At 45.2% G+C, this 19757-nt stretch carries 20 protein-coding genes and 1 tRNA gene; 10 read left to right on the top strand and 11 right to left on the bottom strand.

What is annotated here, in order from left to right:
* Positions 1–360: 360 nt before the first annotated feature.
* From yghU to L4C42_RS13600, 4 genes are all read left to right on the top strand, one after another.
* On the top strand, positions 361–1221 hold the full coding sequence (yghU, locus tag L4C42_RS13615; protein WP_353499747.1) for a glutathione-dependent disulfide-bond oxidoreductase: 861 nt from the start codon (positions 361–363) through the stop codon (positions 1219–1221).
* 151 nt (positions 1222–1372) lie between these two features.
* A complete protein-coding gene (locus tag L4C42_RS13610) occupies positions 1373–2200 on the top strand; it encodes a helix-turn-helix domain-containing protein (RefSeq protein ID WP_429760850.1) in 828 nt (275 codons plus the stop codon).
* Between the two features lie 86 nt (positions 2201–2286).
* Complete coding sequence (locus L4C42_RS13605) at positions 2287–3060, top strand: class I SAM-dependent methyltransferase (protein ID WP_353499749.1); 774 nt, start codon at positions 2287–2289, stop codon at positions 3058–3060.
* Position 3061: 1 nt separating this feature from the next.
* The gene (locus tag L4C42_RS13600; protein ID WP_418642804.1) at positions 3062–3652 is read left to right on the top strand and encodes a LysE family translocator; all 591 of its coding nucleotides are present in this window, start codon (positions 3062–3064) and stop codon (positions 3650–3652) included.
* Positions 3653–3698: 46 nt separating this feature from the next.
* Here L4C42_RS13600 and L4C42_RS13595 read toward each other — a convergent pair whose 3' ends face one another.
* Positions 3699–4358: a nitroreductase family protein gene (locus tag L4C42_RS13595; protein WP_353499751.1), complete on the bottom strand. Its 660-nt coding sequence runs from the start codon at positions 4356–4358 to the stop codon at positions 3699–3701.
* Positions 4359–4686: 328 nt separating this feature from the next.
* On the opposite strand from L4C42_RS13595, the gene L4C42_RS13590 reads away from it, so the two are divergent.
* Positions 4687–5112, top strand: a complete 426-nt coding sequence (locus tag L4C42_RS13590) for a universal stress protein (RefSeq protein ID WP_353499752.1) — start codon at positions 4687–4689, stop codon at positions 5110–5112.
* Between the two features lie 132 nt (positions 5113–5244).
* On the opposite strand, the gene L4C42_RS13585 is transcribed toward L4C42_RS13590, so the two are convergent.
* Both L4C42_RS13585 and L4C42_RS13580 read right to left on the bottom strand, forming a co-directional pair.
* Positions 5245–5844: a DUF2913 family protein gene (locus L4C42_RS13585; RefSeq protein WP_353499753.1), complete on the bottom strand. Its 600-nt coding sequence runs from the start codon at positions 5842–5844 to the stop codon at positions 5245–5247.
* A 63-nt stretch (positions 5845–5907) separates the two neighbouring features.
* Positions 5908–5991, bottom strand: a tRNA-Leu gene (locus L4C42_RS13580).
* 420 nt (positions 5992–6411) lie between these two features.
* Between L4C42_RS13580 and L4C42_RS13575 the strand changes: the two genes are divergently transcribed.
* Both L4C42_RS13575 and L4C42_RS13570 read left to right on the top strand, forming a co-directional pair.
* Positions 6412–6870, top strand: coding sequence for a magnesium transporter (locus L4C42_RS13575; protein ID WP_353499754.1), 459 nt, complete (start codon positions 6412–6414; stop codon positions 6868–6870).
* Positions 6870–7901 carry an HlyD family secretion protein gene (locus L4C42_RS13570; RefSeq protein ID WP_353499755.1) on the top strand — a complete coding sequence of 344 codons (1032 nt, stop codon included), beginning with the start codon at positions 6870–6872 and terminating at the stop codon, positions 7899–7901. Before L4C42_RS13575 ends, L4C42_RS13570 begins: the two co-directional genes overlap by 1 nt.
* A gap of 121 nt (positions 7902–8022) precedes the next feature.
* On the opposite strand, the gene L4C42_RS13565 is transcribed toward L4C42_RS13570, so the two are convergent.
* A complete protein-coding gene (locus tag L4C42_RS13565; protein ID WP_429760846.1) occupies positions 8023–8316 on the bottom strand; it encodes a hypothetical protein in 294 nt (97 codons plus the stop codon).
* Between the two features lie 420 nt (positions 8317–8736).
* Here L4C42_RS13565 and L4C42_RS13560 point away from each other — a divergent pair, with 420 nt between their 5' ends.
* Positions 8737–9417, top strand: coding sequence for a hypothetical protein (locus L4C42_RS13560; protein ID WP_353499757.1), 681 nt, complete (start codon positions 8737–8739; stop codon positions 9415–9417).
* A gap of 104 nt (positions 9418–9521) precedes the next feature.
* Here the strand turns inward: L4C42_RS13560 and L4C42_RS13555 are convergent, their stop codons facing one another.
* Both L4C42_RS13555 and L4C42_RS13550 read right to left on the bottom strand, forming a co-directional pair.
* Entirely contained in the window at positions 9522–10340 is an 819-nt protein-coding gene (locus L4C42_RS13555; protein WP_353499758.1) for a hypothetical protein, read from the bottom strand.
* 181 nt (positions 10341–10521) lie between these two features.
* Positions 10522–10842 (bottom strand): YMGG-like glycine zipper-containing protein, encoded by a 321-nt coding sequence (locus L4C42_RS13550; RefSeq protein WP_353499759.1) that lies wholly within the window; start codon positions 10840–10842, stop codon positions 10522–10524.
* A gap of 252 nt (positions 10843–11094) precedes the next feature.
* Between L4C42_RS13550 and L4C42_RS13545 the strand changes: the two genes are divergently transcribed.
* Positions 11095–14154: an efflux RND transporter permease subunit gene (locus tag L4C42_RS13545; protein WP_429760842.1), complete on the top strand. Its 3060-nt coding sequence runs from the start codon at positions 11095–11097 to the stop codon at positions 14152–14154.
* Between the two features lie 57 nt (positions 14155–14211).
* On the opposite strand, the gene L4C42_RS13540 is transcribed toward L4C42_RS13545, so the two are convergent.
* The 5 genes from L4C42_RS13540 to L4C42_RS13520 all read right to left on the bottom strand — a co-directional run bounded on the left by L4C42_RS13540 (position 14212) and on the right by L4C42_RS13520 (position 18673).
* Entirely contained in the window at positions 14212–15096 is an 885-nt protein-coding gene (locus L4C42_RS13540) for a DMT family transporter (protein ID WP_353499761.1), read from the bottom strand.
* Between the two features lie 459 nt (positions 15097–15555).
* Positions 15556–16005: a hypothetical protein gene (locus tag L4C42_RS13535; RefSeq protein WP_353499762.1), complete on the bottom strand. Its 450-nt coding sequence runs from the start codon at positions 16003–16005 to the stop codon at positions 15556–15558.
* Positions 16002–16379 carry a hypothetical protein gene (locus L4C42_RS13530; protein ID WP_353499763.1) on the bottom strand — a complete coding sequence of 126 codons (378 nt, stop codon included), beginning with the start codon at positions 16377–16379 and terminating at the stop codon, positions 16002–16004. Before L4C42_RS13530 ends, L4C42_RS13535 begins: the two co-directional genes overlap by 4 nt.
* 63 nt (positions 16380–16442) lie before the next feature.
* Positions 16443–18065, bottom strand: coding sequence for a guanitoxin biosynthesis MBL fold metallo-hydrolase GntH (gene gntH / locus L4C42_RS13525; RefSeq protein ID WP_353499764.1), 1623 nt, complete (start codon positions 18063–18065; stop codon positions 16443–16445).
* Between the two features lie 92 nt (positions 18066–18157).
* Positions 18158–18673 carry an outer membrane beta-barrel protein gene (locus L4C42_RS13520; RefSeq protein ID WP_353499765.1) on the bottom strand — a complete coding sequence of 172 codons (516 nt, stop codon included), beginning with the start codon at positions 18671–18673 and terminating at the stop codon, positions 18158–18160.
* A 225-nt stretch (positions 18674–18898) separates the two neighbouring features.
* Here L4C42_RS13520 and L4C42_RS13515 point away from each other — a divergent pair, with 225 nt between their 5' ends.
* A complete protein-coding gene (locus tag L4C42_RS13515; RefSeq protein WP_353499766.1) occupies positions 18899–19744 on the top strand; it encodes a LysR family transcriptional regulator in 846 nt (281 codons plus the stop codon).
* Positions 19745–19757 lie beyond the last annotated feature (13 nt).

Below are 19757 nucleotides of genomic sequence, written 5' to 3'. Positions count from 1 at the left end.
TTATAGAAAATTACGCTCATATCGTCATAATAGACTTACCGCGTCGATAGTATAGCTTGGCGATGGCCGTCACAGCCGAACCAAGCGTTCTCTCTCTTGATGCGATTAACCCTTTGAAGAGGAAATGCCTCTTCGGATTGTATTACGGAATTTAATTTATTGAATAACGTTTTGGCGGGCGACAATGCCCGCTTTTTTTACGCCTTCTGCACGCCACTCTTCAACCTCCCTCAAATGTCACATAGTCATAAGATATAATTTAAGTTTTACTCAATAATATTGAAGACTTGCACTAATCCAGCTAGGATTTTCAATCAGCACGATGGCGTGTTTTGCAATAATATGATGGAGAGCAAAGGCATGACGAATCAATATGTTCCACCTAAAGTTTGGACGCACGATAGCGAAAGTGGTGGTCAGTGGGCTAGTATCAACCGACCTGATTCAGGAGCAAGACACGAACAGCCGCTTCCCTCTGGCGAGCATGCGCTACAGCTCTATTCGTTAGCAACACCCAACGGTCAAAAAGTCACTATCATGCTTGAAGAACTACTTGCACTTGGTAAGACAGAGGCGGAATACGACGCTTACACCATCAAAATCGGTGATGGCGACCAATTTGGCTCTGGCTTTGTAGCCGTGAACCCAAACTCAAAAATTCCAGCTTTACTGGATCGCACTGGCGACGAGCCAGTTCGCGTTTTTGAGTCGGGGAATATTCTGCTTTATCTCGCTGAAAAATTTGATGCGCTGTTACCTAAAACAGCTAACAAGCGCGTGGAAGCGATGAACTGGTTATTCTGGCTGCAAGGTTCAGCGCCTTATTTGGGAGGCGGTTTCGGCCACTTCTATGCTTATGCACCAGAAAAATTCGAATACCCAATCAATCGCTTCACAATGGAAACTAAACGCCAACTTCACCTTCTTGATGCGCGCCTAGCTGAGAATCAGTTCCTTGCGGGAGACGAGTACACGATTGCAGATATTGCTACCTGGCCATGGTATGGCAACTTAGTAATCAACAATCAGTACGACGCTGCCCAGTTCCTAGATGTTGAAAGTTACCCTAACCTAATACGCTGGGCAAAAGATATTGCAGAACGTCCAGCGGTGAAGCGAGGCCGTATTGTTAACCGTGTGTGGGGAGAAAAATGGGAAACGTTAGCCGAGCGCCACAGTGCATCCGATATTGACGAAGTCCTCGCCAAACAGCCTAAATAAAATAATACTGACATTGCAACAAGGTGCACAAAAGGAGCCTACCCTTAGAGAAAGCCCTCATTTTGTGTGATAGGCTCCACAGAAATAGCGGTGTTGAATATCGGCACACCGCTATTTTTTACAAGGAGTGTGACAAGGAACGTTGATATAAATGTCTAAAGAAGAATTCTGTCATCTGGCAAGCTTTGAGGCATTCAATGGAATGGATGTCATCAACGCACAGTTTATCGATACCACATTTGGCAAACACGCACATGGTGAGTTTGTGATTACGCTTGTTGATGCAGGTGTTCAGCAATTCTTTCATAAAGGTGCTACTCACAATGCCATCAGTGGCGATATTTGTGTTATCAATCCAGACGAGATCCATACCGGCAGCAAAGGTTGTGAGCAAGGGTGGCGATATCGCGGTATCTACCCAAGTGAACAGCAAGTGCGCGATATCTATAAAGAGATGTACTCGAAAGATGGGTTGCCATCATTTCGTGAAAGCATCATCTCTGATGACCGGTTAAAACGGCAAATGCACCTACTGCTTTCTACTATTCATAGTGGTGGAGAGCAACTTGAAGTCGAGAGTCACTTAGAGCTGTTACTAGTAAAAATCATCTTGCAATACGGCTCATCTAGACTCGCGAATACTAATGGTTTGGATGCCAAATCCAACATCATTATTGCCCGTGATTATCTTGCTGACAATTGCACCAATAAGGTTTCACTCGATGAGCTGGCGCATTTAACCGGTGTAAGTAAATATCATTTGATCCATGAGTTTAAACGACATTTAGGCGTTACTCCTCACCAATTTCAAGTCCAACAAAGAGTCAGCTATTCTAAATCCTTATTAAAGGCAGGACACAAGCCCATTGATGTCGCAGTAGCCTGTGGTTTCCATGACCAAAGTCACTTTCACAAAACCTTCGTCAGCGCCATGGGGATCAACCCAAAGACCTACCAACAACAATTTTTTACAAGATAACTGACCCCAGACTCATTAGAGTAGCGACTGAATAAACAAATAAAATAACAACGTCAGTAGCTAGGTTAGTTGGAGTAAAAAACAAAATGGAGTTACATCAAGTCGAGTTCTCGACAGAACGATCTCGTTCGTACAAATTGGCTTTGAATCAATTTCCTGAGTGTTGGAAAGAAGACACGTTAATGATGTATGACTTTCTTTCCCCTCAATACGGTGAGTCAATACTAGAAATTGGAGCGGGAAGTGGCTTTTTCTCATTCGATATTTCTACCGCTATTGGTCCTGAAGGACGACTATTTGTTGTCGACCCTTCTCCAGACCAATTAAGACCCATTTACGAACGAGCAGATGAAAATATCACCATCATGCAAAGGCCTGCAGAAGATATTTCTCTTTCTGAAGGGGTTCAGCTCGATGCTATATGGTCACGCGGCGCTTTCCACCATGTAAAGAGTAAAGAGGCCGTCTTGAGCAACTTGGCGCAGTTTGCTAAGCCCGGCGCACGACTGGTGATTTGTGACATTTTCAGTGGCACTAAGCTATCAGACTATTTTGATGAGCATGTGGCTATTTCATGCACTACGGGCCACGAAGTCAGCTTTTTGAGCAAACCTTACGCCAAAAGTTTGTGCAAACTTACTGGGTGGAGCGAGCCTAAGTTCACTGATCTTGCACTACAGTGGCATTTTGAGCGAAAAGAAGATATCGGTGTCTTCCTGTCACTCCTTCATTCCAATAAGCCTGAGTATTCTCACAAACACAGTTTGGATGATGCAGAGCGACTACTTGGCATTCGCCGCACACCAACGGGGTGGGCACTCAATTGGCCAATGACAGTGATGACGGCCATTAAGGAATAAGATGGAAAGTCAGCTAGCGTTTATCACCATTTGCATAGCTTCAGCCGCATCTCCGGGACCGGGGATGCTGGCGGTATTGAGCAACAGTTTAAACCAGAATATGCAACGGACGATTCCGGTTATACTCGGTATTTCTACCGGGCTATTGCTGGCATCAATACTGTCTAACTCTTGGCTGTTGACCCTAGTTCATACGAACGCTCTTGCCTACCAAGTCATGACCGGATTATGTAGCAGCTACATTATCTACCTAGGCTGCCGTGCGATTTACTATTCAACAAGCCAGGCGCTGATTGAATCACGCTCCTATGGGTATAAGAGTGGCGTGCTGATCTCGTTGCTAAATCCAAAAACCATTGTCTTCTTTGGTGCGCTGTTTCCACTTTTCGTGAAAAGCGAGCAGTACTTTGCCTTGCAAGCCGCGCTGCTAACTCTAGAGCTCGTGGTGATTACGCTGTCAATACACCTGTTACTGTCGCTCGCAACGGAAAAAGTAGCTCGGTTTCTTAAACGATATGTCGTGACAATAAATCGACTAACAGGGCTGTTGTTTATTGCACTTGGGTTGAGCGGATTGATGCTTCAAGTATAAAAAAACGGCCAAATTAGTGGCCGTTTTTCAATTGCATCGATTGCGCTTATAGAACCGTAATAATATCTTCTTGAGCTAGACGAGACTTAGGTAGACCGTAGTTATAGTCTTCACCGTCTTTGTGGTAGCCAAGTGCAAGTGCAAAATCACACACATAACCGCCTAGTTCATCTTTAAAGAGCTCACCAATCATTTCTGGATCCACACCTTCCATTGGAGTCGATGCAATACCCATACGAGCAAGCGTGTGAAGTACGTTGCCAAGCGCAATGTAGGTTTGTGCTTTTGTCCACTGACCGTTGAAGCCACTTTCATCCGTGTTTAGCTCTGCAAAGCCAAACGCACCGTTCAACATTTGATCGTACATATCTGCTGGCAAATGACCCGATGTCACCTCAACATCAACCACTTTTTTGTAGTCGTCTTTAGTAAAGTGCGGGTTATGTGCAAACAGAATCGTGTGAGACGCTTCTTTCGCATGTGGTTGGTTGAACTGGTGCATATTCGCAAAAGTGTCGTGGAAACGCTGCTTCGCTTCATCACTTTCGATCACAATAAACTTCCACGGCTGCGAGTTGATTGAAGACGCAGATAGACGAATAGCCTCTTTGATCACGTCCATGTCTTCTGCAGAAATACGTTTTGTTGCATCGTATTTTTTCGCGGTATAACGAGTATTCAGATCTTTGATAATTTGATGAGTCACTTTGCACTCTCCACTCTATATTCTGTAATGACTATTTCTTAAACGACTTAGCTAGTTCGCACTCTTTCCGACAGTGACATAAGAGTCAATGCGGCGGTGCTTAACCGAGTGCCAACATTGGCGATGAGGGTAGATTAAAGCCAAAGCTCCATCAGAAAAATAGACAAATCATCCAGACATTATGGACAAAACCACCCACAATGAACCAAGAAAAGGGGAACTCATTGTGCCTTTGATTAATTTATCGCCGAACCGCGATCCCATCGACAAAAAAATACGCCACGAAACGCTATGCTTTAAGTAGGTTTAGCAGCAAGAGAGTATGGTCATGAAATATAAACATATCCTTGTCGCACTGGAGCTTTCCGACGAGAGCAAAGTGTTGATTGATAGAGCCGTTTTTCTAGCAGAACTGTTGGACGCAGATGTGTCATTCATCCATATCGATGGTACACATGGTGAAATTTATCACGAGCTGGTTGATTTAGTCACCGCTCCCGAACAAAGACCCTTGACTGTCGAAGCGACAGAGCAATTACACGGCTTCGCCGAGTATGCTAAGTGCACTTTGAAGCATTTCATCGTTGGAACTGGCGATCTTGGCGACAAAGTAAAAGTTGCTATTGCAGAAAATGACTTTGATCTTCTTATCTGTGGTCACCACCACGACTTCTGGAGCAAGCTGATATCCGCATCTCGCCAAGTCATTAATAGCTCTCCAGTGGACGTGCTTGTTGTTCCTATGGAAGATTGAAACACAACACCATTCAAGCCCAAAGCTTGTTGCTCGGTGCTAAAGATTGAGCACTCCAGTGTTTGGGCTTGCATTAAGTATGCTCTGCTTCCATAAATAGACATTGCTTTGACGGCGGTGACGTTGGAGCTGTTATTTATTTAAAGTCAGCATTATGCGAACAAAGCTATCGTCTTCGTATTGGATCTGGTAAGCAAAGATTTCGTTGGCGTAAATGGCTCCGAGGAATAGATGTTTCTCACGAATAGTACCGCGAAACAGAATCGAAACATCCGCAATCATTTGATTCTTGCTGCCGAAGTGGGCATTAAGATCGTTAGACAGTACACAAAGCAAGCAGCCATTTTCATCGTGGCTTAAATCGACCTTTTCCGGCGTTGATAATAGCGCTGTCGTACCCAGCTTTTTCTCCAGTTCACGTATCAATAGCAGATAGCTATCAAGGTGAGGCTGCAAAGCTTCTGGTTTGGCTTCTATACCTGTTAGCAGTACGTCTTCTAAATCGACTTGAGATTTCTTAGCTTGTAAGCTCATTGTTTTCAGTTGCTTACGTATCGATTTGTACTTGTTACTTTTAAGTTTCGGTTTCAGCCAGCGAACCAAGAGTTCATTCTTTTTCTCACGATCAAAGACCTGTGATTTGCGATCAAGTTTGTGAAACTCTAGAAATAACAGGGCGTGCAGAGACACCTCGGTCAAAAGCTGGATTGATTCCGAGTTAGACGTACTCATTTGCTTTGAACTGGATCCTTTGTTCTGCATCGTAGTCTGTAGGTAATATAAGGAAAGGAGTAATGGTGCCGAGAGAGGGACTCGAACCCTCACACCAAAGGCACTAGCACCTCATGCTAGCGTGTCTACCAATTTCACCATCTCGGCATCGATGATACGTTGCTTGCCGTATCCATTGACGTCCACTTAATTAGCGGATGTTGAAATATTAACTGACGATTTTCTGCTTGTATAGCGTTTGCTTGGATAAATGCAGCAAAATCAGTTTGTTCGGTGAATAATTCATCAGTTTGAATATTTGACATCCACTGGTCTATTCCCATCAGCATAGTTTCCTGTAAGCCCATTTTCTATAAACCTATTTTTCTACAAACCTATTTCCCCACAAACATAGTGCAGATACGCCCAAAGCCAATCATTGACGTTGCCATCGGCTAACACATAACTGGCGTTTATATTTGAACTCAATTTTGCGTTATGTATCCAAAGGAAACCCTTGGTTACACTCTCTTTATCCAAATCCCAATCACCCAAATCGCTACGGATAGCCTGAATCAGGGAACAAACATGTTCAGACTAATAAAAAGAGCGTTACATTTTAGTACTAAGTCCGCTGTCATCATCGGCGGTTTTCTCTCTCTGAGTTATATGTTTGCTCAGCTCTCTACGGTTCATGGTAAATCACTGCCTGCCGACTATTTCTCACAAGACTTGCCTAGCATTCTTGGTCTGTTGAATTCTGAATTCTTTATGGGCGTGATTTTTGTTATCACCCTGTCCATCATTACCTATGTGCTCTATCTGCTGTGGCAATTGCACGAAGTTGCGGTACACCGCAGTCAATACATGCAAAGCGCACATGCTAATCTAGTATTCGCTCTGTCTTTATGTGGCCTGTTCATCGACAAACTTTGGTGGGTACTGGCCATTATTATTGCCTTTACCAACTGGGATGCAGTCGCAAGCGCTGTGAGTAAAGTAATTCACAGTGGCATCCATGGTAATAAAAAGTCGGAGGACGCGTAATGAAAGAAATCATGCTTCCTTATGTGCTGATTATTTGGCTGCTGGTCAAACTTGGCGTTATTAAATGGACACTGCGTAATGCGGTTATTAGTGTCGGGTTTGGTGTGTTCCTCGCATTCATGCTGTTTACCGCGCACCGCTTTTGGTCACCGGCAGATTTGACCGATAGCACCACAGTCAAAGCGCCGCATGCGGTGTTGAGCCCGTTATTTGGCCAACAGGTGAAAAAGATCTACGTCACCCACAACCAAGAAGTGAAAAAAGGCGATTTGCTGTACACCTTGGAATCGGAAGATACGGATCATGAACTAAAAAGTTTACAATCGAGTTTAGTGGCAGCGGAACATCGAATTACCAGCATTGAAGAGCAGATTGCTATCGATGAAAAAAACCATCGCCGCTTAATCAATCTCGACGAGTTTAGCTCCGAGCAAGAGCGCGATGAACTGCATACCCAAATTCAGCAAGGTCATGCGGATCTCATGGCTGCCAAATCGGATATGGATGGCATCAGCGCGCAAATCAGTCAGAAGCAGTGGCTGAACGACCGAAATCAGGTTCGTGCACCATTCGACGGAATTGTAGGCGTTATAAACATTGCTGAAGGCTCTAGAACTGGCAACTTGCATCTGTTCGATACCAACCGAAAGTTTGTTGAAATGCGCGTTAGCGATCAAACCTATCGCTATATTGAGCAAGGGCAATTTGCAGAGTTTTTTGTTAACTCTCACCCTGGCGAAGTGTTTCGAGGCCGAGTGCACAGCATTACGAGCAATACTGGTGAAGCCACCGTCTCTGCACAAGGTTCCACGCAGCATGTAAGACAGCACGTTGGCAATAACACGAGCAGCCATGGTCGTACAGTCATCATCGAGTTTAACGAACCAGAAGGCTACAACGTACCACTTGGTGCAACTGGCTCTGGCTGGATATCTGCCAACAAGCCGTCACCTAAACTCGGTTTTATGGACATCATCGGTGGTGCAACTGTTCGACTGAAGGCGCTAAAGGCCTACTTGAACGCGCTATAACAGAGTTTGGCATTAGCCCTTTGAGACCCGAACGTTATTGGAACTCTGATTGGAACTTGGAATGGAAAATTGGGTCTACCGCACCTCAACATTGTTGAGGTGCTTTTTTTTTGCATTGAATCTAGTAATTTAACGCCTCTGCGACAATTTTTTCTTGCCGCTTTCGATACTCTATGGCTTTTTTCTGACTACCAAAGCACCCTTTTTCATAAGGATTAAGTTCTCTTTTTGTCAGCTCTCCATAGACACTATCCATCGTCACTTCCTCACCATTAATCATGATGCTGTTTTCCGCCACACTCCCCTTTTGCAATGCACTACACAGATCATCACTCGCAACACCTGACACTTGATCTATCGGTGCACTGCAAGCGGTCAATAGAATGAGAGTAGATAGTGTTACGGTTGGCTTCATCGGTATTCTCCATGTTTTGATATAACGCTTAAGGGTATGGTGTCGCTTAGCTCCTAAAGCGATGTTTTATTGCGTGTTTCATTTTTAAGTTTAGGTGAGAGAGGTTTAGAGTGATACTTTGAATCTATCGTAAATCTATTAGCCTTGCGCATTTACCCCCTCTAACTCCCCCTTATAAAAGGGGAGAAATACAGGCTCGCTCCTATCGTCACATCGCTTAAGTTAAATAGCGATGCGTAGTGAGCCAGTAGCTCCTCCCCTTAATAAGGGGAGGCAGGGAGGGTTGCTCTTCCAACAACCAATCAACCAATCAACCAATCAAAATACCGAATACTTCCTAATTTAGTCACATTTCATTTTTTAGGTACCTTTGTGCCGCTCCAATTACAGGGGCAAAACAATAATATAGGTAATAACGAAATGAAAAAAACAGCAATCATTCTCGCAATCACATCTGCATTCTCTGCAGGTGCAATGGCAGAAGGTGTAACTGGTGGTATTGAACTCGATGCTAAATTTGTTGATGGCAAAACAGAATACGTAACCTCTAACGGTTCTGGAATCAAAGCATTCATCGGTTATGAAGGATTTGGTCTTTCAGCTAAACGCAAAGCAAACTTTGAGAACGAGTACAACGTTAACTACATGCACGAATTCGAAAGCTTTTGGTTAAAAGGTGAGTACGAGTTTGTTGATAAGAAAAGTCGCCAACAACCAGCTAATGATCAAAACAAGTTTGGTGTAACAGTAGGCGGTAACGTTGCTGATATGTTTGATACATCATTCCGCTTGCGTAAAGATATCGACCTTAACTCAAACAATGGCACTGCTCGCGGCGACATCACTCGCTTTGACCTAGCTGCTGGAAAGCAACTGACAGAACGCATGTATCTAAACGCTAAAGTGGTAGGCCAGAAGCAACACGAAAAGAAAGTAATTTCTGGCGACCAAAGCAAAGACATGACCTACAACGTTGAACTGCGTGCGACATTTACTGCTATCGACAACATGATCCCATACGTTGAGATTGGTAACGAAGGTAAACACGGTGATGACAAGCGTAACACCTATGGCAAAGTAGGCATTGTCTTCCCGTTCTAATCTCCACTAATTCCCAATAAATCAAAGGTATTCGAGGGAATGAATATCTTCTCTCCTTTCTTGATTAGAGCGTCCCTGCTCAATGAAACTCTTATACCACACAATTAGAACTGGTAGTTAAATTCCACTCTTTGGTCACCATCAAAGTAATTTTGCTCCTGCGTCCAATTAGCAAAGTAGCGCACGTTAAAGCGCGGCGTAAACTGGTAAGACACCGCAAACTCGTTGGTAAAGATAGAGTCCATACCCGGTCCATACGCATTCTCAACATACGATTTTGAGCCTGAAATGGTCGTCAACCACATTGGGTTATAGTTAAGCCACAGCTTATCGGTAATCGCATACTTGGTGTAAGCACCTACAACTGCATACGTGCCTGGAATGGTATAGCCAATGTTTTGCTTCTCAACTGGGCAATCAACATTTGGCATATTTTCACAGCCTTGAAACTCGCCATTTCTCACATTGACGCCTAGACCGGCTAGCGGATAGAGATTTAGGTTACCCAGCTTTGGTAGCGCTTGAATGAAGCTGTAGGAGGCGTTTAAGCTCTCCTGCTCCACGTTGTAGTTCAAATCAACCTGAGAGCCTCGGCCATTCGTCGTGTTTACACTGAAGTTACGAAAACGAACACTATCAATGGAATTATCACGATGGCTTGAACCTGACCAGCCTAAGTACTCACCAACCACGCCTTTAACCTCGATGATATTCATCGCCATGGTCTCTGGGTTACCCGTGTCATAGGTACGGCCTACTTTAAAGTTCAGACCTTTATCAGAAGCACCAGCACCGGCTTGGGTGTAAACCGCCAGAGGGTCTGACATGTCCTGAACCTGTGTATCCGAGTCGTTAGCAGCATAAGAAGAAAAAGAGAAGCACGCAGCCACAGCTGCGCTTAAAAGGGTAATGCTCGCGCGCATGAAACTAATCCTAGAAATAAATGACGCGAGCAGACTAAGGGTCGAGAGGGGATAGAACAATTAACCCAAGGTTATAGCATTTATTACGCTAGCTCTATTGACCTTTATATTATCAATAGAGTTCAGGGAGTTATGGTCAGTTATACCGACAAAAGAATTGACGAAAACCTCGACCTGATCACTACCATCCTTCGTCTAGCGCGCTGTCAATTATGACTTCGTCGACGACTCGGTCTTCATAATCCGCAACGTTCACCTCGTCAACAATCGCCTCATCCACTAACGCATCACATTCTGCTTCGTCGTATGCGCCATCAACGATGCCAGCTGCACCACCAATCATCGCTCCTGTTTTGGCATCACCAGCCATCGCACCAACCACACCACCAACGACAGCTCCCTCTACCGCATCAGTAACCGCATTGCCAGGATCACATGGGTGATAAGCAAGTGCAGGGGTCACGCCGACAAGCATCATGGTCGTTACTAACAGTTTTTTCATTCGAGTTTCATCCAATTAATTTTAGAAAGGAGTGCCACTGTAGCGACAATAAAACTCACGGGAAAAATAGCTCCTATTTCATCAGCAAATACATAGTCACTAAATTAGCTCCTCAGACACGATGTCAAACCTTGCTATTCGAACCTCAAATATTTGCTATTTAGTTTGCTGATAGAACAGTCAGCCGATCAATTGTGATTAAAAATACCCAGGCGTAAACTCGGAACAATTATTCACCAATGGGTAGCTAACATGTTTAAAATGTTCATAGAACGGCCTAAGTTTGCAATTGTTATTGCGCTTTTAATCTCTCTTATTGGAGCTATCGCTGCCGCCAACTCCCCAATAGGAAGGTACCCCGATGTTGCGCCGGTGACCGTAGAAGTCACCACGTTTATGGACGGTGCTAGTGCTGATGTTATGGCGAAATCTGTCGCTCCTGAAATTGAAAAACAGGTAAATGGAGTCGCTGGAATGGAGTATATGAAGTCCACCAGCGGTGCAGACGGCACCTATACACTGGAAGTCGTTTTTGAAAGTGGTACTGATTCAGACAAAGCCGTTAACTTGGTACAAAATCGCATCAATCTTGCCCTTCCGGAGCTACCCGGCGATGTGATGCGAAATGGCGTTAAAGTGGAGAAGCTCTCTAATGGCTTAATGCTCGGCATCTCAATTACTGACCCGTCTGGCGACGCATCGGCTATCGAGATCAGCGCGTTTGCAGGCGGCCCGCTAAAAGAGAGAATTCAGCGTATCAACGGCGTGTCAAAAGTCGATGTACTTGGTGAAAAGAAATACTCGATTCGTGTTTGGCTCAACCCGAACAAAATGAAGCATTACTCGATCAATGTCGATGAAATCAATAATGCTATCGCCACCCAAAATAAGATTGCCTCCGCAGGCAGCGTGGTCAACGATAAGTTTGAATTCCCAATTACCGTCGAGGGTGGCTTATCCTCCCCGGAAGAGTTCGGCAACATCGTCGTTCGCTCAGACGAGCTGGGAAAAACCATCTTCTTAAGAGACATCGCAGAAATCGAGCTAGGCAGCGAAATCTATACCGCCAATGCTTATGGTGAAAACGCTAACGGTGCAGTGCTGTTCATCTACAAGACTCCAGAAGCCAACGCAATGGATGTAGCCTCCGGCATTAAATCCCTTCTACAACAGCCTAGCGATTACCAAATCAAAACCGTCTACGATGCTACCACCTTTATTGATGGCGCCATTTATAGCGTTGTAGAAACCTTAGTCCTCGCGGTTGCCATTGTTTCCTTGGTCACGCTCCTTTTTATGCAAAATTTTCGATTGACCTTGATTACAGTAACAGCGATTCCAGTTTCTCTTATTGGCACGTTTGCGGTCATGAGCGGACTTGGTATTCAAATCAACATCATCTCCATGTTTGGTCTGGTGATGGCGATTGGTATTGTTGTGGATGCCGCTATTATCGTTATTGAAAACGCCGAACACCAACTCCACGAACATCCAGAGATGACGGTTAAGCAGGCAATATCTAAAGCATTAGATATCACCTTCTCTCCGATTGTCGCTTCTATGCTCGTGTTGCTCGCCGTTTTTACTCCTTCACTATTTATTCCAGGCATGGCCGGCACTATCTATTCTGAGTTTGGCATCGTCCTATGTGCCTCTGTGGTAGTTTCAACCTTAGTGGCGCTGACATTGACTCCCGCGCTTTGTGCACTGTTTATGAAGCCGCCGAAGAAAAATGCCATCGCAAAGTCCGTTGAATGGGTTATTACACAGAAAATCCGAGCGTTTACCGGTCTAGCATGGACCGCAACTCGCTTACCAATACTGACCATCGCGCTGCTAGTTGGTGGCCTCTATCTATCGGTAGAGCGAGGCGCGAGCTTACCAACCGGTCTCCTACCAGAAGAAGATACTAGCGCTATCTTTGTGGTTGGAAGCTTCCCACAAGGCACGGCATTGACACAAACCGACCAATATCTAGCCAATCTGACCAAGCAGCTCAATGCGCTACCTGGCGTTTCCACCAGTGTTGAGGCATCTGGATTTAATCTGTTAACTGGAACGGCAGAAATGAGCAGTTTCATGATGTTAGTGTCGCTTGATGATATGCAAAGCCGAACGGCTACAGACGTCGCTATCACAGACCAAGTGAATGCCGTTTTAGCTGAAAATACCGAGATCCAAGCCTTTGCTTTTAAACCACCTGTCATTCCTGAGCTAGGTATGGTCGATGGCGTAAACTTCGTTTTGCTTGCACCGGAATTAACACCCAGTGAACTTTACAAGCTCACAATGGACTTTAACACACGCTTAATGGAAGATAAGCGAATTGGCCTAGCGATGGCTCAGTTCGAAGTGAAAAAACCTTCCATGAAACTCAATATCAAGCGTGACGACTTGCTAAAATATGGTGTTACGTTCTCGGATGTGGTCGAAGGCATGCAAACCCACTTTGGCGGTATGTACATCAACACATTCAATATGGGTGGACGAAACTACAAGGTGATGGTGCAAAATGACCCCAATTATCGATTGGACCCGAAGGCACTGAAACAAACAGGGCTGTCTAAACCAAATGGCAAACGTATCACCTACGACAAGCTCTTCGATGTAGAACAAATCAAAGTCCCTAATTTCATTACTCGTTATAACGCTGAGCAAGGGGTATTCATCGACGTCATTCCAACCGTCGCTACGGGTCAAGCTATCCAGGCGATACAAGAGCTTGCTGAAGAGTTTGGTTATCGTGTTGAGTTCACCGGCGCAGCAAAAGAAGAAGTCAATGCGGGCAATACGGTTGCCCTAGTCATGGGGCTTGCTCTGCTAGTCACCTTCTTAGTGTTAGTCGCGCAGTATGAGTCTTGGCTGATCCCTCTCGCGATTATGTTGACCGTTCCAACAGCGGTTATCGGTATCGTTGAAGGCGTGATTCATATTGGTGGCAACATCAACATTCTTACCCAGCTATCGGCCATCTTGCTGATAGGTATGACGGTTCGAAACGCGATTCTTATTGTCGAGTTCGCTAAAACGCTGCGCGATGACGGTGAACTAACGATTAAGCAAGCGGCGGTTCAAGCACTCCGCTTGCGTGCTCGCGCAGTGTTTATGACCGCGTTCTCGTTCGGGGTTGGATTGATACCCTTAATGCTGGCGAACGCTGTCGGCTCTGGCGGCCAAAAAGCTCTTGGTTGGGCGTCATTTGGTGGCATAGTCACCGCTACTTTTATTGGGTGTATTATGGCAAGTGTATTTTTTGTGGTAATTCAACAAACTCGAGAACTTTTCAAACCTGCTACCACAGCCCAAGTATAAACACCCCAAAGACTTGCCACTGTCTAAATTAGGTGGCAAGTCGACCTCATTCCAACCTTACCGGGCTCGGACTTTCCTAAATGATGATAAAGAGAATCCCGTCACAAGCATCGTGCCACTAATAACCAATATCGTTCCGACTACAGTGTTTATGCCGATAGGTTCTCCCAAAAACAAATTGCCCCATAGTATTCCAAACATCGGAATTAGAAAGGTGACCGACAACGCGGAAGACGGCCCAATATCGGTAACCAAACGAAAATAGAGCAAATATGCCGCCCCAGTACAGACAACGCCCAGCAATACTACCGCTAGCCAGACCTCTTGAGTCGGCGACTCTCTCATCGGTACAAAAGGTATCAACGGCAACACGATCAAACAGGCTGCCCACATGCTGCCATGCGCATTATTAAATGCCGGTACGGAAGGCGCATTCTTTGCGTAATTGGTCGCAATGCCATAACAACACGCAGCCATCACCCCTGCAATAATCGGTAACGTCGCCTCTTCACCTATCCGTACCGCATCCCAACCAACTAACACAGCAACACCAATAATACCTATCAATAATCCAAGCGCCCCACGCTTTGTTAGCGGTGTTTTGGTCCAGAAAACACCTATCACCGCCCCCCAAATGGCAGCGGTTGAATTGAGAATCGACAATGTGGAGGCATTCAACGTTTGCGCGGCATAAGCAAACAATAGAAATGGCAGCGCAGTATTGAACAGTCCAATGATAAAAAAGTGTCGAGTATGCTTGCTGAACTCTAGTTTCTTCTTTAGATAAATACTAACGACCAACAGAGCAATGGCCGCAAAAAATACTCTCGCTTCAATCAGTACCGCTGGCCCCATTACGTTGGCCGCTATGCGCATAAATAAAAAGGAGCCGCCCCATATTGAGGCAAGAAGAATCAACCTTAGAAAACTCGCTAAATCCATCTGTCTATCTTTGTATCAATAATTTTCCCTTACTTTGCGCCATGGATATTGAAACCACAACCCCCACTTAGGTCTAATCCAGATTGCGATTCCGAAAGTAGCCAGTTTCGCGTAATGCTAAACTGGCTTGCATTAAGTTAGAAATCGGAAGGTGCGATTATTCGTACCTCGCGACTTAGTCCAGGAATACTATTTGGCATTAAGATGTTAAGGCAGCCCGCTTTTTTCTCCGTCGCATTGTCATCGAGCTTTACACCGACTCGATTCATTACGTTATTAGTCAATTCGTTATAGAGGCCTGTCGCTTCAGTGGTGAGCAAGTCGTTGCTCGCGAATCCACTATTACCATGAAAGGAGACATCGCTGAAATAGATGAAAGCAAAAATGAGGAGCAATGAGGAAAGCGGCTTTCACTCCTTAATCACCGCTCAATCGTGAATAGGCCATTCGGTAAAAACACTATGCTTGAGGCTTTTCTAACGAGTTCTCGCTACCTGACGACTTAATATGGCGATTGAAATCTCGATCGGCCAATTCCTGCTCGTCATAAAGATCTTCTAGGACAACCTGATCCATCGCCATCACATCAAAAAACTGCTCTTTACAATAGTCACTCGTCCACTTGGGTAGCATTTCAGAATCATTCGCAATCTCCTTTACATGATCCGCGGCAAAGTGAGCGTAGTGTTCAAACAACTCCTCGTCCTTGCCGTTTGCTACCCACGCCAATTTTTTAAACCACACCGCTGATTGTTCTTCCGATATATGCTCATTCACTTTACAAACCGACATTGCAACTAGTGACTCCGTGTAGTTTTCATAGTGCGGTAACGTGTTATGGACGTGAGCACCACAAGCAAGAGCCAAAGTTGGAATCATTGCTACCAAGCTAAGTACGATTTTTTTCATAACGTTGTCTCCTCTGGTTGAACGCACATTTGGTTCACGTGCCCTTTATGTTCAGCTTCCTGAATCAATTTTTTGCCAAGAGCGACACCTTGTAGATATATTTCATCGTCTTCGCTGAAGGTATAGGCCTCGTGTAATACTTCACTTGATAACCCTTCGATAGTTTCTCGAATCATGGTGGCATTTTTAGTTGAGTATTCGGAGGTCATCGAACCAAGCTCAACGCAGTAGGTATTTACTGTCTCTACAGCGGCAGCGGCCATAACGGCATTGTCGCGGCTAAAGAGCGTGTCATGATCATGTTGTGCTGCATATACTGCTGTTCCTGTCAGGCTCATAGTTATTAATGTGAAAGTGGTCAATCGTCTAAACATAATGTGGTCTCGATAAAAAGCGGTTGGAGCGCGGGCATCGTATGTAATACCCGCTAGTAAGGGTTATTGTTCTTTGGTGTTGTCTTCGCGAGTATCACGATATGGATCTGAAGACGACTTTCTATGGACTGAACGAGGCTCTAGGCCATGGGCTTTACGCATTTCATCCACCATTCTTTGCTTCTCACCCATGCCGCGTTTCATGCTCTCTGGCAACACTTCGGTCGGTACGATCAAATCACGATCCAATGGCCATTCTTTAAGCAGTTCAGGGTGATACCCCTCTGGGTAATACAATGACTCATCGATTTCTAGGTCTCGAATCTCTTGCTCTTGAATATCGGCTCTCGAATTTTTAGGCACTGGTACTCGGAACACTTCGCCGTCGTTTAAGTTGAATTGAGGTGCTCGGTTATTCGGAAAATCTGGAATAATCCCCTCTCGCACCCACGCTTTGTCCGGAGTAATGTTGGCGACGATCATGTCTGGAGCTCCGAAATGGTATGGCCCTTTCCAATGTTCACGAACCTGGGCTACCGTCTCGTTGTTGTAATAAGGGTCAAATTCCATGTGTGTCGTCATGAACAGCCTTGGCTGTACCTGATTTGCAAGCCAACCTGCCGCGTAGCCAGAGGTGTGGTGCGTATCGATGGTGTAGCGCGTCAAGAAGGCAGGCACCCCCTGTACGATAGAAGCAAGCCCTACTAACTCGGTTTGTACTTCGGTGACAAACAAATCACAGCCTTTGCCATATTCAATATCAAGCTCAGTTGGTCGGCCATCGCCTGTCCATACAAAACATAACGATTCTTCTTCATTGATCGTCCAATCCAGCCTGTACGCAGATGCGCCATCTTTAGCGTGTGAACGACGCCAGTGAGACACTTTTACGCCATCAACGTCGTAAATCACACCGCCATCATCTTTGAAGTCGTATTCCACCACCTCTATATCGTTACCAGATGGAAACACATCGAAGGCATCTTGGTGCCACGAAAGCATCTGCAGCATGCCTTCAACCATATGGCGCGTACCATCTTCTGGGTTACGACCAGAAGGACCATAAATCGTCAGCGGCTTTTCCCAGCGACCGTTCCAACCACCAAACTGATACAAGTAAGGTAGTGAGCCAAAATGGTCGACATGTAAGTGAGTGATGAACACCTTATCGAGTTCGTTCAAAGCGACACCGGCGCCAATGTAGTTGGCAATGGACGCTTCACCCAGGTCAAACACAAAATTATCGCCATTGCCAAGCTCTACATAGATTGACGTATTGGCCTGCCCTGGTCGAATCATGGGAGAAGTACCCATGAAGGTCACTCGCATTTCATTGTGCTGAACCTCTTCCGTTCTTGGGAACCAGTTAGCAGCGGTAACCATATGATCCATCGGCTCAATACCGTCAAACATCAGACCTTCTTTCCAAAGCTCTTCTCCCGTTTGAATGTCGGTCTTGAGACCACCTTGTAAGATGGCGTGGATTTCCTCAGGAGAGGAGTAAATCTTACCGCCTTGCTTCATCAGCTCGTCCGTACTGACATTTTGTTCGTAGTTGTAGTGTTTGTAGCCTGAAAAACTGGCTGAGTTTTCTGATTGATAGTGCTCAAACGGATTCTGCGCGAGTACCGCACTCGACATGAGGATCGCGCCAGTCATAACGCTTAATTGGTGAATTTTTCGCATAGTGATCTCTCCACACCCACAATGTAGGGTTGGTGATTAAAAAGTTAGTATTAAGGGGCGAGCACGCTCGCTAGATTTGGTTAAAATAGACGCTATAAGGGCAGTCGAAAACCGACTAGGAACGTATTTTCAGGTAAGAAACGGGCGTCGGTGTGTGAAGTGTGAATGTCGGTTTTAAACTCGGCATAAACAGGCACTTCTTCGTGCTGAACTCGAAGACCAATATTTGAGCTAAAACCAAGATGACCATCTCTGTTCATGCCCTCGATTTCATTGTTCATGACACCTGTCGTCATGCCACCCTCTACAAAAGGGCGAAGCTCAAAACTGTTTGGTAAAGCAACGTTGTAGCCAAGCTCCAAAGCAAAACCGCCACCGGTATAATCGATGCTGCTATCAGTGCCTTTGTAGAGATCGAAGTTAATCCCTAAGTATTGATTAAGCTCCAACCCCACTGTGGCATTGACTGCCGAGTGGTTACCTTCAAGGGCGGTATAACCCAAACCGCCTCTAAACTTTAAGTCAGAATCTGTCGTGTGAGCGTTGGCAGCACCAGTGAAGACCAGCGCGGACAACGCCATAATGGAAATGATACGAATGTTTTTCATAGTTGAATTCTCTTAATCTCTGAACAAGCAATCACCTCCCTGTGCTGTTGAGAATAAGCTTAAGCATTTATGAAAATAATATAAATAAAGCAAAGAACCCAATAAACATAAATTTCATTTATGCACTGATTGGTATGGCTCTCTTACAAAGCAAGCCATCTCACCTAATTGACAGCACCTAACCCTCTGCTAGGATAGAGATATCATCCTTCAGACCAGTTTGTTATGGACTTAAACCTTCTATCCACTTTTAGCGCAGTGTATCGACACCGCTCTATCACTCTAGCAGCAGAAGAGCTTAACCTTACTCAGCCAGCGGTGAGTGCAGCCTTGAAAAGATTAGAAAGTGTAGTGGGAAAGACGTTGTTCGTTCGATCAGGAAGGGGGATCGCACCAACTGGCGCGGCCGTGGCACTGTCCGATAAGATCGAAATGCCGCTCGCGGTACTCGAGACGATAGAAAAGCGACAAGAGATCACTCGAGTCTACTGTAGCGAGAGCCTAATGCATCTGGTTTGTGATTTACCTGGGCTCTCTTTTGTTGAGGCACCGCTTAGTGAAAAGCAATTGCTCGCCGATATAGACTCACAAAAGGTTCACCTTGCGATCGATTTCGCCACAAGCACCAGCCAAGCACACGTTGTGGAAGACATTATTGAAGAACCAGCAGTTTGTGTGTGCAGAAAAGATCATCCAGATATCGGTGACTCGCTCTCTTACGAAGACTACTATCGAGCCCAACATATCGCCCTGAAAATTCGTCGTAACAACGCCAATATGATGGATTATTTGTCGCAAAAGCCCAGCCCACCAAGAGTCATCAAAGCAGAAACAGGATCGGTTTCCAGTATGCTTGCTCTCGCAGCCACAACGAATCTACTAGGTGCATCAACGCTGTCGCTCGCCAAACATTTGGCTCCAATGTTAAACCTGAAAATATTCCCGATTCCACTGGAAATACGCAACGTACAGCACCGCATGATCTACCACCGGCGTTTTGTAAACGATGAAGACCACAAGGCGGCACGAGAAATACTGAAATCGGTGATTCAAAACAACCAGTATCAATAGAATTTGACACCAT

The organism is Vibrio wakamikoensis, from assembly GCF_050337275.1.
Lineage (GTDB): Bacteria > Pseudomonadota > Gammaproteobacteria > Enterobacterales > Vibrionaceae > Vibrio > Vibrio chaetopteri.
This window is presented reverse-complemented; position numbering and strand designations above follow the sequence as displayed.

Coding starts and splice junctions, on each gene's coding strand:
- L4C42_RS13530 (WP_353499763.1), bottom strand. CDS start 16,379: ATGTTTAGACGATTGACCACTTTCACATTAATAACTATGAGCCTGACA.
- gntH (WP_353499764.1), bottom strand. CDS start 18,065: ATGCGAAAAATTCACCAATTAAGCGTTATGACTGGCGCGATCCTCATG.
- L4C42_RS13515 (WP_353499766.1), top strand. CDS start 18,899: ATGGACTTAAACCTTCTATCCACTTTTAGCGCAGTGTATCGACACCGC.
- L4C42_RS13585 (WP_353499753.1), bottom strand. CDS start 5,844: ATGAGTACGTCTAACTCGGAATCAATCCAGCTTTTGACCGAGGTGTCT.
- L4C42_RS13565 (WP_429760846.1), bottom strand. CDS start 8,316: ATGAAGCCAACCGTAACACTATCTACTCTCATTCTATTGACCGCTTGC.
- L4C42_RS13610 (WP_429760850.1), top strand. CDS start 1,373: ATGTCTAAAGAAGAATTCTGTCATCTGGCAAGCTTTGAGGCATTCAAT.
- yghU (WP_353499747.1), top strand. CDS start 361: ATGACGAATCAATATGTTCCACCTAAAGTTTGGACGCACGATAGCGAA.
- L4C42_RS13520 (WP_353499765.1), bottom strand. CDS start 18,673: ATGAAAAACATTCGTATCATTTCCATTATGGCGTTGTCCGCGCTGGTC.
- L4C42_RS13550 (WP_353499759.1), bottom strand. CDS start 10,842: ATGAAAAAACTGTTAGTAACGACCATGATGCTTGTCGGCGTGACCCCT.
- L4C42_RS13545 (WP_429760842.1), top strand. CDS start 11,095: ATGTTTAAAATGTTCATAGAACGGCCTAAGTTTGCAATTGTTATTGCG.
- L4C42_RS13555 (WP_353499758.1), bottom strand. CDS start 10,340: ATGCGCGCGAGCATTACCCTTTTAAGCGCAGCTGTGGCTGCGTGCTTC.
- L4C42_RS13575 (WP_353499754.1), top strand. CDS start 6,412: ATGTTCAGACTAATAAAAAGAGCGTTACATTTTAGTACTAAGTCCGCT.
- L4C42_RS13605 (WP_353499749.1), top strand. CDS start 2,287: ATGGAGTTACATCAAGTCGAGTTCTCGACAGAACGATCTCGTTCGTAC.
- L4C42_RS13540 (WP_353499761.1), bottom strand. CDS start 15,096: ATGGATTTAGCGAGTTTTCTAAGGTTGATTCTTCTTGCCTCAATATGG.
- L4C42_RS13590 (WP_353499752.1), top strand. CDS start 4,687: ATGAAATATAAACATATCCTTGTCGCACTGGAGCTTTCCGACGAGAGC.
- L4C42_RS13570 (WP_353499755.1), top strand. CDS start 6,870: ATGAAAGAAATCATGCTTCCTTATGTGCTGATTATTTGGCTGCTGGTC.
- L4C42_RS13600 (WP_418642804.1), top strand. CDS start 3,062: ATGGAAAGTCAGCTAGCGTTTATCACCATTTGCATAGCTTCAGCCGCA.
- L4C42_RS13560 (WP_353499757.1), top strand. CDS start 8,737: ATGAAAAAAACAGCAATCATTCTCGCAATCACATCTGCATTCTCTGCA.
- L4C42_RS13535 (WP_353499762.1), bottom strand. CDS start 16,005: ATGAAAAAAATCGTACTTAGCTTGGTAGCAATGATTCCAACTTTGGCT.